At 70.7% G+C, this 14,863-nt stretch carries 14 protein-coding genes and 1 riboswitch; of the genes, 5 read left to right on the forward strand and 9 right to left on the reverse strand.

Features of this window, described 5'->3' with window-relative positions:
- Positions 1 to 26: 26 nt before the first annotated feature.
- A riboswitch (ZMP/ZTP riboswitch) is annotated at positions 27 to 113 on the reverse strand.
- Between the two features lie 31 nt (positions 114 to 144).
- Positions 145 to 1,113 carry an aldo/keto reductase gene (locus ABD736_RS07570; protein WP_344791135.1) on the reverse strand — a complete coding sequence of 323 codons (969 nt, stop codon included), beginning with the start codon at positions 1,111 to 1,113 and terminating at the stop codon, positions 145 to 147.
- Positions 1,114 to 1,229: 116 nt separating this feature from the next.
- On the opposite strand from ABD736_RS07570, the gene purU reads away from it, so the two are divergent.
- The 4 genes from purU (at position 1,230) to ABD736_RS07590 (ending at position 4,649) form a co-directional block, all read left to right on the forward strand.
- Complete coding sequence (gene purU, locus ABD736_RS07575) at positions 1,230 to 2,087, forward strand: formyltetrahydrofolate deformylase (RefSeq protein ID WP_344791136.1); 858 nt, start codon at positions 1,230 to 1,232, stop codon at positions 2,085 to 2,087.
- Between the two features lie 73 nt (positions 2,088 to 2,160).
- The gene (locus ABD736_RS07580; RefSeq protein ID WP_344791137.1) at positions 2,161 to 2,526 is read left to right on the forward strand and encodes a YrdB family protein; all 366 of its coding nucleotides are present in this window, start codon (positions 2,161 to 2,163) and stop codon (positions 2,524 to 2,526) included.
- Positions 2,527 to 2,560: 34 nt separating this feature from the next.
- Positions 2,561 to 3,724, forward strand: a complete 1,164-nt coding sequence (gene nagA, locus ABD736_RS07585) for an N-acetylglucosamine-6-phosphate deacetylase (protein WP_344791138.1) — start codon at positions 2,561 to 2,563, stop codon at positions 3,722 to 3,724.
- Between the two features lie 4 nt (positions 3,725 to 3,728).
- The gene (locus tag ABD736_RS07590; protein WP_344791139.1) at positions 3,729 to 4,649 is read left to right on the forward strand and encodes a Gfo/Idh/MocA family protein; all 921 of its coding nucleotides are present in this window, start codon (positions 3,729 to 3,731) and stop codon (positions 4,647 to 4,649) included.
- Positions 4,650 to 4,765: 116 nt separating this feature from the next.
- Here ABD736_RS07590 and ABD736_RS07595 read toward each other — a convergent pair whose 3' ends face one another.
- Entirely contained in the window at positions 4,766 to 5,596 is an 831-nt protein-coding gene (locus tag ABD736_RS07595) for an LLM class F420-dependent oxidoreductase (RefSeq protein ID WP_344791140.1), read from the reverse strand.
- Between the two features lie 43 nt (positions 5,597 to 5,639).
- The gene (locus ABD736_RS07600; protein ID WP_344791141.1) at positions 5,640 to 6,056 is read right to left on the reverse strand and encodes a MarR family winged helix-turn-helix transcriptional regulator; all 417 of its coding nucleotides are present in this window, start codon (positions 6,054 to 6,056) and stop codon (positions 5,640 to 5,642) included.
- Between the two features lie 52 nt (positions 6,057 to 6,108).
- Between ABD736_RS07600 and ABD736_RS07605 the strand changes: the two genes are divergently transcribed.
- The gene (locus ABD736_RS07605; protein WP_344791142.1) at positions 6,109 to 6,834 is read left to right on the forward strand and encodes an alpha/beta fold hydrolase; all 726 of its coding nucleotides are present in this window, start codon (positions 6,109 to 6,111) and stop codon (positions 6,832 to 6,834) included.
- Here the strand turns inward: ABD736_RS07605 and nagB are convergent.
- The 6 genes from nagB to ABD736_RS07635 are packed head-to-tail and all read right to left on the reverse strand — an operon-like array spanning position 6,828 to position 14,829.
- Complete coding sequence (gene nagB / locus ABD736_RS07610; protein ID WP_344791143.1) at positions 6,828 to 7,610, reverse strand: glucosamine-6-phosphate deaminase; 783 nt, start codon at positions 7,608 to 7,610, stop codon at positions 6,828 to 6,830. The genes ABD736_RS07605 and nagB overlap by 7 nt on opposite strands.
- On the reverse strand, positions 7,598 to 8,524 hold the full coding sequence (locus ABD736_RS07615) for an ROK family protein (protein ID WP_344791144.1): 927 nt from the start codon (positions 8,522 to 8,524) through the stop codon (positions 7,598 to 7,600). The genes nagB and ABD736_RS07615 overlap by 13 nt, the downstream gene beginning before the upstream one ends.
- Positions 8,521 to 9,993, reverse strand: a complete 1,473-nt coding sequence (locus tag ABD736_RS07620; protein WP_344791145.1) for a glycoside hydrolase family 3 protein — start codon at positions 9,991 to 9,993, stop codon at positions 8,521 to 8,523. The genes ABD736_RS07615 and ABD736_RS07620 overlap by 4 nt, the downstream gene beginning before the upstream one ends.
- Before the next feature lie 31 nt (positions 9,994 to 10,024).
- Positions 10,025 to 13,057 carry an alpha-mannosidase gene (locus ABD736_RS07625; RefSeq protein ID WP_344791146.1) on the reverse strand — a complete coding sequence of 1,011 codons (3,033 nt, stop codon included), beginning with the start codon at positions 13,055 to 13,057 and terminating at the stop codon, positions 10,025 to 10,027.
- Between the two features lie 25 nt (positions 13,058 to 13,082).
- The gene (locus ABD736_RS07630) at positions 13,083 to 13,913 is read right to left on the reverse strand and encodes a carbohydrate ABC transporter permease (protein WP_425555024.1); all 831 of its coding nucleotides are present in this window, start codon (positions 13,911 to 13,913) and stop codon (positions 13,083 to 13,085) included.
- Positions 13,914 to 13,920: 7 nt separating this feature from the next.
- Complete coding sequence (locus ABD736_RS07635) at positions 13,921 to 14,829, reverse strand: carbohydrate ABC transporter permease (RefSeq protein ID WP_425555025.1); 909 nt, start codon at positions 14,827 to 14,829, stop codon at positions 13,921 to 13,923.
- Positions 14,830 to 14,863 lie beyond the last annotated feature (34 nt).

Genomic DNA, 14,863 nt, shown 5'->3' on the forward strand with positions numbered 1-14,863 from the left:
GACACAACGGATGGCGTACGGGGAACCGTATCGGCCCAGGCGTGCGGCCGAATCCGTAGGTCAGTGCCGCTCCCCGGTGGTAGCCCACCTCAACGCCAGTCGCGACGCGTTAAAGCTAGCAGGCGGCGACTGGCGATCGGCAGATCAGAAGCCGACGACCTCGTGCGGCTCGTACGGCTCCTCGAGGAAGTCGAGCTGCTCGTCGGTCAGCTCGACGTCGAGTGAAGCGACCGCGTCGGTGATGTGATTGGGCTTCGTCACGCCGAAGATCGGCGCAGTGACCGCGGGCTGGTGGTGCAGCCACGCCAGGGCGACCTGAGCCCGCGGAATCCCCAGCTCCTCCGCGACGCGCGCCACGCGCTCGACGATCACGCGGTCGCTGTCGCGGTAGAGCGTCTTGCCGAACTCGTCCTTCTCTTTGCGGTTGCTCGTCTCGTCCCAGTCGCGGGTGAGGCGGCCGCGCGCGAGCGGCGACCACGGGATGACCCCGATGCCCGTCTCTTCGCAGAAGGGCAGCATCTCGCGCTCTTCCTCGCGGTAGATCAGGTTGTAGTGGTCCTGCATCGAGACGAACGGCGTCCAGCCGTTGAGCTCGGCGACGAACTGCGCCTGCGCGAACTGCCACGTCCACATCGAGGATGCCCCGAGGTAGCGCGCCTTGCCCGCCTTCACGACGTCGTGCAACGCTTCCATGGTCTCTTCGATCGGCACCGTCGGGTCCCAGCGGTGGATCTGGTAGAGGTCGACGTAGTCGGTACCGAGGCGGCGCAGCGAGTTGTCGATCTCCATCATGATCGCCGCGCGTGACAGCCCCGCGCCGTTGGGGCCGGGCCGCATGCGGCCGTGCACCTTGGTCGCGAGCACGACCTGGTCGCGCGTCGTGAAGTCCTTGATCGCGCGGCCGACGATCTCTTCGCTCGTGCCGCCCGAGTAGACGTTCGCGGTGTCGAGGAAGGTGATCCCCGCCTCGAGCGCCTGCTTGATGAGCGGGCGCGATGCCTCTTCGCCGAGTGCCCACTGGTGGCCGCCCGCGGCCGGCTCGCCGAAACTCATGCACCCGAGCGTGATGGCGCTGACCTCAAGACCTGTGCTGCCGAGCTTCACGTATTCCACGCGATTCAGCCTACGTTCGCAGCGCCGTCGAGTACGCCGTATTCGCGTGCAAAACGAGCCCAGAGCGCCGAGTACTGCGTACTCGACGGCGCTGACCCGCCGATACCCTTGAGCGCATGAGCTCCGCGCCCTCGCACTGGGTCCTCACCCTCGTCTGTGTCGACCAGCCCGGCATCGTCCATGCCGTCAGCGGAGCGATCGTCGCCGCCCACGGGAACATCACCGAGAGCCAGCAGTTCGCCTCGGCCGACAGCGGTCGCTTCTTCATGCGACTGCAGGTCGAGGCATCCGTCGCCCGTGAGGAATTCGAGGCCGCGCTCGCGCCGGTCGTCGCGCGCTTCGATCTCGAGTGGAACCTCGACCTCGTGGGGCGCCCGACCAAGACGCTGATCCTCGCCTCCAAGGCGAGCCACGCGGTCGGCGATCTGCTCTATCGCACGCGCTCCGGCCACCTGTCGCTCGATGTGCCGCTCGTGCTCGCGAACCACCCCGACCTCGCCGAGCTGGTGCAGTTCTACGGCGTGCCGTTCGAGAGCATGCCCGTGACGGATGCCCAGGCCAAGGCCGCCTTCGAGGCGCGCGTGCTCGAAGAGGTCGAGAAGCACGGCGTCGAGCTGGTGGTGCTGGCGCGCTACATGCAGATCCTCTCGCCCGAGCTGTGCGAGGCGCTCGCCGGCCGGGCGATCAACATCCACCACTCCTTCCTGCCCGGCTTCAAGGGTGCGAACCCCTACCGCCAGGCGCACGCCCGCGGAGTGAAGCTGATCGGCGCCACGGCGCACTTCGTGACGAGCGACCTCGACGAGGGCCCGATCATCGAGCAGAACGTCGTGCGCGTCGACCATACGGCGACTCCGGCGCAGCTCATGGCGACGGGCCAGGACGAGGAGTCCCGCACGCTGCGCCAGGCCGTGAAGTGGTTCAGCGAGCACCGCGTGCTGCTCGACGGCGCGCGCACCATCATCTTCCGGTAACGATCGCCCAACGCTGGTGCCGGCGGGCGCCGTTCTCACCGTTCCGTGACCGAGCGCCACGTAGCCTTAACGGGTGACCGCACGACCCGCCACCGACCAGCCGCAGCAGCCTCAGATCGGCATCGTCGATGCCCTTCGCTTCCTCTGCGAGGTCTTCGCGATCGTCACCCTCGGTATCTGGGGCTTCACGACGTTCCCGTTCTGGCTGAACCTCATCGTGGGCATCGGCGCACCCGTGATCGCGATCGTGCTGTGGGGGCTGTTCCGCGCGCCGAAGGCCGTGCTCGCGGTCGACCCGTTCGTGAAGGCGCTCGTCGAGATCATCGTGATGGGCACCGCGGCATATGCCTGGGCCGACATGCACCAGTGGATCATCTTCGGTGTCTTCACGCTCGTCGCGCTCACGACCGGGTTGATCGTCAACCGCCGCGAGTTCTGAGCCGGTTCCGACGGGCTTCGCTAGCCTCAAGAGCATGACAGCGCTCGTCGTGCACTCGGCCCGCAAGATCGATGCGGCCGGGGAGGTCGACGGCTTCTGGTTCGCCGCAGCCGACGGGGTCATCACCGAGGCCGGGACGGGTGACGGCTGGCACGCGCATGCCTCGGCCTTGGCATCTGTCATCGATGCCCACGGCCTTCACCTCGCGCCCGGATTCATCGACCTGCACTCGCACGGAGCGGGTGGCTTCGCGTTCGACGACGGCGCATACGCGATCTCGAAGGCGCTCGAGGTGCACCGCGCGCACGGCACGACGCGTTCGGTGATCAGCCTGGTCGCGAACCCGGTCGACGAGCTGTGCGCGTCGCTCGAGGCGATCGCCGACCTCGCCGTCGAAGACGAGCTGGTGCTGGGCGCGCACCTCGAGGGGCCGTTCCTTGCCGTCGAGCGCAAGGGCGCCCACAACCCCGACTTCCTGATCGACCCGTCGCCCGCCGCCGTCGAGCGCCTCATCGCCGCCGCGCGCGGCACCCTGCGCCAGATCACGCTGGCGATCGAGCGCGAGAATGCGCTCGAGGCGCTCGACGTGTTCGTCGAGGCCGGCGTGCAAGTGGCGGTCGGCCACACGGAGGCGGATTACGAGCAGGCGAGGGATGCCTTCGACCGCGGCGCCCGGCTGCTCACGCACGCCTTCAACGCCATGCCCGGCATCGGCCACCGCGCTCCCGGCCCCGTCGTGGCGGCGCTGCAGGACCCGCGGGTGACGGTCGAGCTGATCCTCGACGGGGTGCACGTGGCGCCCTCTGTCGCGAAGCTCGCGTTCGCCGCCGCCCCCGGGCGCATCGCCCTGATCACCGACGCGATGGCCGCGACCGGGTCGCCCGACGGCGCGTACAAGATCGGCTCTCTGGACGTCGCCGTGGTCGACGGGGTGGCGAAGCTGCGCGAGGCCGACGGCTCGCTGGGGTCGATCGCCGGCTCGACGCTGACCCTCGACGTCGCGCTGCGCAACGCGATCGAGCTGGTGGGCCTTCCCCAGGCCGAGGCGGTCGCTGCGCTCACGACCGTGCCGGCGCGGGCGCTCGGCCTCGAGCACCGCCTGGGGCTGCTCGCCCCCGGCTTCGCGGCCGATGCCGTGCTGCTCGACCACGACTGGGCGGTGCGCGGGGTGTGGGCCGCCGGCACGAAGCTGGCCTGAGCCGGTGCCGCTGACCGTCGGCGTCGTCGGCGCGGGCTCGATGGGCTGCGAGCACGCACGGCAGCTGCGCGCGCTCGGCGTGCGCACGCTGATGTGGAGCAGAAGCGGGGCGGATGCCGCCGCCGCAGCGCTCGGCGTCGAATCGGTCAGCTCGTTCGAGGCGCTGCTCACGGGTGCCGACGTGATCGACGTCACGACCCCGACGCCGACGCACCTCGACCTCGGCCGCGCGGTGCTCGCCGCCGGGAAGCACCTGATCTGCGAGAAGCCGCTGGCGCGCACGGTCGACGACGCTCTCGCGCTGGTCGCGGCCGCCGAGGCATCCGGTCGCCTGCTGCTGCCCGCGCACGTGGCGCGCTGGTTCCCGGCGTATGCGCGCGTCAAAACCGAGGTGGATGGCGGCGAGCTCGGCTCACTGCAGCGGCTGCGGTTCTACCGCGGCGGCGCGTATCCGACGTCGCCGTGGTTCGCCGACCGGGCGCAGTCGGGCGGGGTGGTGATGGATCTGATGATCCACGACCTCGACCAGGCTCGGTGGCTGGTCGGCGAGGCCGTGCGCGTCGAGGCGACCCGCGACGAGGGCGTTGTGGCGGGGCATCCGTTCGAATCGGCATCGGTCACGCTCACGCACGCGAGCGGTGTGCTCACGCGTGTCGACGGGGTGTGGGGGCCACCTGACACCACGTTCACCACAGAGTTCGCGGTGGTCGGCTCGGCCGGCTCACGCGAGCACTCGTCCCGTGACGAGGAGCGCGGCGCCGCAGACGGCCAGAGCCCGTACCTCGCGCAGTTGCGCGACTTCCTCGCCGCGATCGAAACCGGTGCGCCAGTGCGTGTGGCCCCGGCGGATGCCGTGGCCGCGGTGCGTCTCGCGACCGCGGCACTTGAGTCGATCGAGACAGGGCGCTCGGTCGAGCTCGGCTAGCGGCGACTATTCGGGTTCGCCAGGGGGAGCATTCGACGCGAGGGCACCATTCGGCCCCGGGGGCACACGCACAAGCCGCTTTCGGCCGCTGTTCGAGCCGATGTGTGCCGTTCAGTTCAGGCCGTGCGCGCGTTGCGCTCGTCGCGCCACGCGATCAGGTCGCGGATGTGGCCGGTCTCCCACTTGGGAGCCTCGAATCCGACCGTGAACAGGCGCGTGCCGACCGCATAGAGCTTGTCGGCGGCCCCCACGTAGTGGTCGAGGTCTTCGGGGAAGCGGCCGGGCTTCGGGCTGACGCCGGCCGAGCGGACGATCTCGCTCGGATCGCGCCCGACCTTCGCGCACCACTCGTCGAGCACGGCGTGCTTCCGGGCGATGGTCTCCGCATCGCCGAAGGAGTGCCAGATGTCGGCATGCTCTGCCGCGATGCGTAGCGTGACCTTCTCGCCGCCGCCGCCGATCAGGATCGGGATGTCGCGCGTGGGCGGCGGGTTGAGCTTGCCCCAGCGCTCGCGGATCAAAGGCAGGTCGCCGCGCAGCTTCGCGAGCCGCTCGGGCACCGTGCCGAAGTCGTAGCCGTATTCGGCGTAGTCGCGCTCGAACCACCCGGCCCCGATGCCGAGGATCAGCCGCCCCTCGCCGCCCTTCGCGCTGATGTGGTCGACGGTGCGCGCCATATCGGCGAGCAGCTGCGGGTTGCGGTAGCCGACCGAGGTCACGAGCGCGCCGAGCTCGACGCGCTCGGTCGCCTCCGCCCAGGCTGCCAGCATCGTCCACGCCTCGAAGTGCGCGCCGTCCGGGTCGCCCGAGAGCGGGAAGAAGTGATCCCAGTTGAAGAGCACGTCGGCGCCGAGCTCTTCGGCGAGCGCTGCGGCACGGCGGATCTCGGCGTAGCTCGCGTGCTGTGGCTTGATCTGGACTGCGATGCGAACAGGACGATCGACCATGGCCCGAGCCTACGGTGCGCCACGCAACCGGGGAAGGCGCCGCTCAGTCGGGTGCTTCCCCGACGCGGGCCAGCAGCCCGTAGAGCGTCTCGAGCTCGGCGGCCGACAGTTCGGCGAACGAGCGCGCGGTGACCTCGGCCGTCACGGCGGCCCCAGCGGCGAGCATCTGCCTGCCGGCATCCGTCAATCGATGCTCGACGCGGCGCCCGCGACCGGGCGAGCGCTCGACGAGCCCCTGCGCGACCAGCCGGGCAGCAAGCGTGCCGAACGACTGATCGCTCTGGAACGTGGTGACCGCGAGCTCGTGGGCGGACGCCGCGGGTGACTCGTCGATCGCCCGCAGCGCGTCCCACTGCACCAGCGTCGTGCCGATCTCGGCCAGCGCGCGGTCGGCGGCGCGGTGATTCCGGTACTGGGCGCGCTTGAGCAGGCGCCCGGTCGTCTGCGCGGTCACGGTCATGAGCTCAATTTATCAGCTTGCGTATATAAACATGTTGAGTTAGCGTCGTGGCATGACCGAGACCTCACCCCAGACCCGCACGATCCTCGTCCTGCACGGTGGCGGCGGCCCCGCCACCGTCGCCCCGATCGCCGCCCACTTCGCCGGCGCTGCCGAAGTGCTGGCGCCCACGCTGCCGGGCTGGAATGGCACCCCGCGCCCGGACTCCCTCGACAGCGCGCGTGCGCTTGCGGCCCACTTCCTCGAGCAGCTGACGGATGCCGGGCTGCACGACGTCGTCGTGATCGGCAACTCGCTCGGCGGGTGGATCGCCGCCGAGATGGCGATCGCCGACACCGACGGGCGCGTCGGCGGCATCGCGCTGATCGATGTGGTCGGCATCGAGGTCGAGCACCACCCGATCCGCGACATCTCGGGTCTCACGCCGCAGCAACTCGCCCAGTACAGCTTCCACGACCCGTCGAAGCTGGTCGTGCCGCCGCCGACACCCGAGGGGCTAGCGATCGTGCGCGGCAACCAGGCGGCGCTCGCGGCGGTGGCCGGCACCCCCTACATGCACGACCCGGCCCTGCGCGATCGGCTGAGCTCGGTGCACGTTCCCACGCTCGTCGTCTGGGGCGAGTCGGACCGCGTCGTGACGCCCGACTACGGCCGCGCCTTCGCCGCCGCGATCCCGGGCGCCCGCTTCGAGCTCGTCGGCGAAGCCGGTCACCTGCCGCAGCTCGAGAACCCGGGCGCGCTGTTCGCCGCGCTCGACGCGTTCGTCGCGGCTCAGTAGCGCTGCCACTCCGGCTTGTTCGCCCAGGTGTAGCGGTAATAGTCGGCGTTGCGCAGGCGCGAGGCCGCGCCCTCGTCGAGCACGACCGTCGCGTGCTCGTGCAGCTGCAGGACGGAGGCGGGGCAGGATGCCGACACCGGGCCCTCGACCGCAGCGGCGACCGCCTCGGCCTTCCGCTCCCCCTGCGCCACGAGCACCAGACGGTGCGCGCGCAGAATCGTGCCGAGCCCCTGCGTCACGCAGTGCGTCGGCACCGCGTCTGGCGAGTCGAAGAACCGTGCGTTGTCCTCGCGCGTCTTCGGCGTCAGCGTCTTGATGCGCGTGCGCGAGGCGAGGGACGAGGTCGGCTCGTTGAACCCGATGTGCCCGTTGGCTCCGATGCCGAGGATCTGCACGTCGATGCCGCCCGCGGCGTCGATCGCCGCCTCATAGGCCGCGCACGCCGCCGGGATGTCATCGGCGAGCCCGTCGGGCACCGAGACCAGCTCGGGGTTCATCCCCAGCGGCTTCGTCACCGTGCGATCGATGACCGCGTGATAGCTCTCGGGATGGGAGTAATCGAGGCCCACATACTCATCGAGCGCGAAGCCGCGCATGCGTGAGAAGTCGAGCTCGCCGGCATCCGCTCGCCTCGCCAGCTCTTCATAGATCGCGAGAGGTGACGATCCGGTCGCCAGGCCGAGCACCCCGTCGGGCTTGCGCGCGACCACGTCGGCGATGACGGATGCCGCGACCCGGCCCACCTCGGCCGAATCGGGCAGAATCACGATCTCCATGAGGCCTCCGTCTCAGGAACGGTTCCGGCGAGCGCCGCGCCGATCGCGGCGACCGGTCGATCGAGGGGCACGAGGCGCACGCGCGCCGACAGCTCGAGCGAGCTGAGGAACGGCGAGACGCGCGCGAGCTCGTCGAGCCTGTCGCGCACGGCGTCGATGAGCCGTGCGCCGAGGTTCGCCACGCCCCCGCCGATCACGACCGTCTCGACGTCGGCGGTGAGGATCAGGATGCGCACGCCGGCCGCCGCTCCCTCGAACAGCTCGGCGCGCAGCGCGAGAGCGCGCTCGTCGCCGGCATCCGCGCTGTCGAAGAGGTCGACGAGCGGCAATGCCGCGTCGCCGCCCCACTTGCGCGCGACCCAGCCGCCGCCCGCGACGGTCTCGAGGCAGCCGACCTGGCCGCAGCCGCAGATGACGCCCGTCGGGTCGACCGGGATGTGGCCGATCTCGCCGGCCGTGCCGCGCGCGCCGCGCCACACGGCACCGTCGTTCACAAACCCCGCGGCGACGCCGGTGCCGAGGTTGAGGTAGGCCATCGAGCCGTCGAGGCCGAGCAGGTGATAGGCGCCGAGCGATGCCGCGTTGACGTCGTTCTCGACGCGCACCGGTGCGCCGAGGCGCTGCTCGAGGTGCCGTGCGAGCTCAAGCTGCTCGAGACCGAGGTTGACCGCGTGGCGCACCACGCCGGCTTCTGCGTCGACGATTCCGGGGATGCCGATGCCGACCGACTCGAGCGGGGTGGCGCCTGCCGCCGCGGCCACTTCGGCCGCCTGACGGGCCGCGGCTTCCGCGTTGGCCACGACCTGCTCGGGCCCGAACCCACTCGCGACCCGCGCACGGCCGAGCACCTCGAGGTCGTCGCCGAGCGCAACCGCGTCGACCTTCGTGCCGCCGATGTCGAGCCCGAGCCTCATGCCTCGCCCCCGAGCAGCCGCAGCAGCGCCCGCCCCGCGAGGCGCGAGGCGCCGAAGGTCGCGATGTCGGCGTAGGCGCGGTCATCGCTCGGCCACCCCATGTCGACGACGAGCACGGATGCCTGGTCTGCGGCTCGGGCGGCGTCGATGTACGCCCGCGCATGCTCGCGGCGGTGCAGGTCCTTCCCGACGATCACCGTCTTGCCCGCTGGGTGAGCAGCCCGCGCGAAGCCGGGCGTATCGAAGCCCTCCTTCGTTACAACGCGCGCTGCAACCGCGCCCGCCGCGAACGGCCCCCACGGCGCCACCCCGACGGCCTGATTGCTCTCGCTCTCGATGCGCACGAGTTCATACTGGCCGCCGGCGGCGGCGATCCACTCGCGCGCGCGAGCCGACACGTCGAACCCGCCCGCGATCTCGTCGAGGTCGAAGTGCGGCTCCGGCACGGGCGAGACCGGCGCCGCGGCGTTCGCGGCGCGGGACTCGAGGCGCCGCGCGAGCGCGCGCGTGCGGCGCGAGGCATCCGCCACCCGCTCCGCCGGCAATTCGCCGGACGCGACCGCGCCCTCGATCGCCGCCACGATCTCAGCAAGCTGCGCTGCCGTGTTCTCGGTGCCGATGCACAGCAGGTCGACGCCCGCGGCGAGCGCGCGCACGGCCGCGGCGGGGATGCCGAGTTCACCCGATGCACCCTTCATGTCGAGGGCATCGGAGACGATGACGCCGTCGTAGGCCAGCTCGCCGCGCAGCAGTCCCTGCAGCACGGCCGGGCTCATCGTCGCGGGGCGGTCGGCGTCGAGCTGCGGCAGCAGGATGTGCGAGGTCATGATGAGCTCGGTGCCCGCCTCGATCGCGGCGCGGAACGGCACCAGCTCGCGCTCGCGCAGCTCGGCGAGCGAACGGCCTGTGACGGGCAGGGCGAGGTGCGAATCCTGTGCGGTGTCGCCGTGCCCGGGGAAGTGCTTCGCCGCGGCGCCGACCCCGGTGGCCTGCACCGCCCCGACCCACGCGGCGGTGTGGTCGGCGACAGCCGCTGGGTCGGTGCCGAACGAGCGCACGCCGATCACCGGGTTGTCGGGGTTCGAGTTGATGTCGGCGTCGGGGGCGAAAGTGACGTTCACCCCGACATCGCGCAGCTGCCAGCCGACGGCGCGGGCGGTGCGCTCGGTCAGGGCGAGCTCGCCGATGCGGCCGAGCAGTGCGTTACCGGGGTAGGGCGCGCCGCGGTCGTAGTAGAGCCTGGTGACGTCGCCGCCCTCCTCATCGATGGCGATCACGGCGTCGGGGTTCGCCCCGGTGACGGCGGAGGTCAGCGCGGCGGTCTGATCGCGGCTCACGATGTTCTGCCCGAACAGGCAGACGCCACCGAGCCCCTCGCGCAGCAGCCGCGCGAGCCACTCGGGCAGCACGGTGCCCACGAAGCCCGGCAGCAGAGTGCTCAAGATCTCGGCGCGGGTCGGCTGGGCCATGAGGTCAGTTAACCGCACGCGCGGCCCGGCTTCACTCGCGTCGCACGCGCAGGGTCACGATCTCGAAGGGGCGCACGGTGAGACGGATGCCTGAGCCGGCGTCGCCCGACAGAGCGTGCGCCTCGACCCGCTGCTCGAGCAGGTCGGTCTCGTACACCTCAGCCGCCGCGAACCCGAGCTCGACGGCCGCTGCCGCGCGACCGCCGCGCGACTCGTAGAGCCGCACGATGACGTCGCCCGAGCGATCCTCGGCCAGCTTGACGGCTTCGATCACGACCGCGGGATTGTTGACGGCGACAAGCGGCGCAACCTCTCCCACGGCCGGCCGCGTCGGCAGGTTCACGCGGTAGCCCTCGCGGATCGCCTCGGCGATGCCGGCCCCCGGCGTGAAGGTCGCCGTGAAGCGATGGGCGCCCTGGTCGGATTCGGGGTCGGGGAACAGCGGCGCGCGCAGCAGCGACTGGCGCACCAGGGTGAACACTCCACCGCCTTCGCGCGGCACTCGAGTGATGTCGTGCCCGTAGATTGCGTCGTTCGCGACGACGGCGCCGTAGCCGGCCTCGCCGACGTGCACCCAGCGGTGGGCGCTGGTCTCGAAACGCGCGAAATCCCATGAGGTGTTCTCGGCGAGCGGCCGCGAGATGTGCCCGAACTGGATCTCCGACTGCGCCTGGGAGGCCTGCACGTCGACGGGGAATGCGAGCTTCAGCAGCCGCTGCCGCTCGTGCCAATCGACGTCGAGCGCGAGCTGCAGGGTCGCAGTGCCGGGAACGACGGTGATCCGCTCGTCGATGCGCGACTCGCCGACGCGGTGCGAGACCCGCAGCTCGGGGCCCGCATCGGTCGCCGTCAGCTCGACGTGCGCCGGTGCGTCGAGCACGACGCCGTCGCGGCGGTAGTGCCGGTCGACATCCCACGCATCCCACTGCGTGGGGGTGTCGCGGAACAGCTGCAGCTCGGCGCCGCGCTGCCCGGGCGGCACCGCCTCGCGGCCGCTCGCGGCATCCACCGCCGACACGAGCCGCCCGGCCGCGTCGAAGAGGAAGCGTGCCAGGGAGTTCTCGAGGACGAAGCCGTCGCCCTCGGGGTGTGCGGTCGCGGCATCCGCCTCGATCGCCGCTCCGATCGCGCCGGGCGCGACGCCGTCCCGCGCGAACGGCCCCGCGTTGGCAACGGCAGCGCGTCTCCCGCCGTCGCCGGCCCCCGCGAGCGCCGCCAGCGCGCGCTCGATGACGGCCTCGAGCTGCGCCGCAATGCGCGCGTACTCGGCCTCGGCCACGCGGTAGACCCAGGCGATCGCGGACCCGGGAAGGATGTCGTGGAACTGGTTCAGCAGCACGGTCTGCCAGATCACCTCGAGCTCGTCGTAGGGGTACTCGGCTCCCGCACGAACGGCGGCCTGCGCCGACCACAGCTCGGCCTCGCGCAGCAGGTGCTCGCTGCGCCGATTGCCGCGCTTGGTGCGCGCCTGGCTGGTGTAAGTGCCGCGGTGGAACTCGAGGTAGAGCTCGCCGCTCCACACCGGCGCATCGGGGTACTCGGCCGCCGCGTCGCGGAAGAAGTCGCCGGGCGTCGCGAACCGCACCCTGGGCGATCCCTCGAGGTCGGCGGCCACCCGACCGGCCGCGATCATCTCGCGCGTCGGGCCGCCGCCACCATCGCCATAGCCGAACGGCACGAGCGCCGCGTTGGCACGCCCCTTCTCCGCGTAGTTCGCCTCAGAGCGGGCCAGCTCGGCCGCCGACAGATCTGAGTTGTACGTGTTCACCGGTGGGAAGTGCGTGAAAATGCGGGTGCCGTCGATGCCTTCCCATTGGAAGGAGTGGTGAGGGAACACATCGGTCTCGTTCCACGAGATCTTCTGCGTCAGGAAGAACTGGGCGCCTGCGGCCCGCGCGATCTGCGGCAGCGCCCCCGTATAGCCGAACGAGTCCGGCAGCCATACCGTCTCGGTGTCGACGCCGAACTCGCGCTGGAAGAACCGGGTGCCGGCGACGAACTGGCGCGCGAGCGCTTCGCCCCCTGGCAGGTTGGTGTCCGATTCCACCCACATGCCGCCCACCGGCACGAAGCGCCCCTCGTCCACCCGCGCGCGGATCCGCTCGAACAGCTCGGGGTAGCTGTCTTTCATCCACTGGTACTGCGCGGCCGACGATGCGGCGAACACGAACTCCGGGTCCTCGTCCATGAGCTGGAGCACGTTCGAGAAGGTGCGCGCGACCTTGCGCACCGTCTCACGCACGGGCCACAGCCACGCCGAGTCGATGTGCGCGTGGCCGACGGCCGTCACGCGGTGCGCGGAGGCGTTGGCGGGCTTCTCGAGGATCGGGCGCAGCGCGGCGCGGCCGGCTGCCGCCGTTCCGGGGATGTCTCGCGGGTCCATCCCGTCGACGAGATCTTCGAGCGCCCGCAGGATCTCGGCGCCGCGCGTCGTGCGCGGACCGAGCACGTCGGCGAGGCCGAGCAGCGCCGTGGCCTCCTGCTGCAGCTGCCACACCTCGGTGTCGCGCAGCGCGAGCTCGAGGCGGCGCAGCTCGTAGATCGGCGCGTCACCCGCCGTCAGCTTGTCACCCAGCGGCGTCGGCTGGAACAGCCAGCCGCCCTCGACCGACGGGTTCGATGCGGCCTCGAGGTAGAGGTCGACACGCTCCCCCGGCGCGCCGGCCGGCACGAAGTCGTTGCGCGGCTCGATCGCCTTCACGATCACCCCGTCGGGCGACCACACGAGGCCTTCGGCCTGGAACCCGGGGTGACTCGCCGAGAAGCCCAGGTCGACGACGACTTCTGCGACGGCGCGGCCGGCCGCGGCATCCGCCCACTCATCCGGAACGTCGCCCGTGACGTGGAACCAGGTCGTGCCCCACGGGCGCCCCCACGCGGTGCCCAGCGCGAACGGCGCGTACGACGCGCCCGCAGCGGTCGCCTCGGCGAACGGCACCGGTTCGTCAGGCACCTCCCATGCGGCGATCTCGAGCGGCGCCGTCGCCAGGTGCACCGCGGGCGCGATGCGCTCGAGCAGGAAGCGCTGGATGCGGGCGCGGACGAGCGCGGAGTCATCGTGCACTGGGGTCTCCTTGAGGGTCTTCGGGTCAGCCCTTGACGGCGCCCGCGAGGGCGGAGCCGCCGCCGAGCACGCGCGAGGTGAACACGTATAGGGCGAGAACGGGAACGGAGTAGACGAGAGAGAATGCGGCGAGCTGGCCGTACATGACCGAGCCGTACTGGCCGAAGAACGCGAAGATGCTGACGGCCGCCGGGAACTTCTCGGGGCTCAGCAGCAGGATGAACGGCACGAAGAAGTTTCCCCACGCCTGCACGAACACGAAGACGAACACGACCGCGATGCCCGGGCGCATGAGCGGCACGACCACGTGCCACAGCGTGCTCATCATGGATGCCCCGTCAGACCACGCCGCCTCTTCGAGCACGATCGGCACGGAGTCCATGAAGTTCTTCATCATCCAGATCGCCATCGGAAGGCTGGCGGCCGCCATGAACAGCACGACGCCGGGCTCGGAGTCGATCAGGTTGAGCCCGACGAACAGGCTGTAGACCGGCACCATCATCGCGGTGATCGGAAGGCACGTGCCGAACAGCACCCCGTAGAGGAACGGGCGGTTCAGACGCATCCGATATCTCGACAAGGGGTAGGCCGCGAGCACGGCCACCGCGACCGTGATGATCGCGCAGCCGAGCGAGATCATCATGCTGTTCCACAGCGGCACGTAGGCGAGGCTCGGCGTCAGCACCGCCTGATAGTTCGCGAGCGAGAAGTGCCCGGGCAGCTTGAGCGTCAGGTTCGCGTGGTCGTCGAACGACGCGACGAGCAGCCACAGCAGCGGCAGCGCGAAGCAGACGGCGATCAGAGCGAGGATCGAGTTCGACGTCCACCTGAGGTGGCGCCTGCTCGGCGAGGTCATGGCCATCTCAGTCCACCTCCGGCTTCAGCGCTCGCAGGTAGATCACCGAGAACACCGCGCCGACGACAAGAAGGATCGTCGCGATCGCGGTGCCGAGGCCCAGCTGCGAGAACTTGAACGCCTGCTGATAGGCGAGGATCGGCAGCGTCGAGCTGTCGGTGCCGGGGCCGCCGCCCGTCATCACGAAGATCAGCGTGAACACCGACAGCGTCTGCAGCGTGGTCAGCATCAGATTCGTCGAGATGCTGCGGCGGATCAGCGGCAGCGTGATGAAGAACAGGCGCTGGGCGCCGCCCGCGCCGTCCATCTCGGCGGACTCCTGCACGTCGTCGGGCACGTCGGCGAGCGCCGCCGAATACACGAGCATCGAGAACGCAGTGCCGCGCCAGATGTTGGCGAGGATCACGGCGACCATGGGCAGGCTGTAGAGCCCATTGGGGCCATGGATGCCAGCGGCGCCGAGGATCTCGTTGAGGGTGCCGTCGGCGTGAAAGAACGCGTAGGCGGCGAAGGCCGCCACGATCTCGGGCAGCACCCACGCGGTCACGACGAAGGTGCCGACGATCGACCGCATGACCCGGTCGCCGCGCGCCATCAGCAGGCTGAGCACGAGACCGAGCACGTTCTGCCCGATCACCGCCGAGCCCAGCAGGAAGATCACCGTCAGCAGCACCGACTTGAAGAAGTCGGGCGTTCTGAACAGCTGCGCGTAGTTCGCGAAGCCCACGAACTGCGTCTGCTGCGCCGCCGCGCCCGTCAGCGCCGAGTTCGTGAACGACCCGTAGAACGAGGCGAGCACGGGGCCCACAAGGAACACGGCCAGCAGGATCATGGCGGGAACCAGTGGCGCCGTTCTGCCTGCGGCGCGCAGGGGATGCCGGCGCGGGCGGGGTCCCCCCTGACCCTTCCCGCGCATGCGGTTCGACAGTGCGGTGGTCGGCAGCGCCGTC

This window comes from Gryllotalpicola daejeonensis, assembly GCF_039538145.1.
Taxonomy (GTDB): Bacteria; Actinomycetota; Actinomycetes; order Actinomycetales; family Microbacteriaceae; genus Gryllotalpicola; species Gryllotalpicola daejeonensis.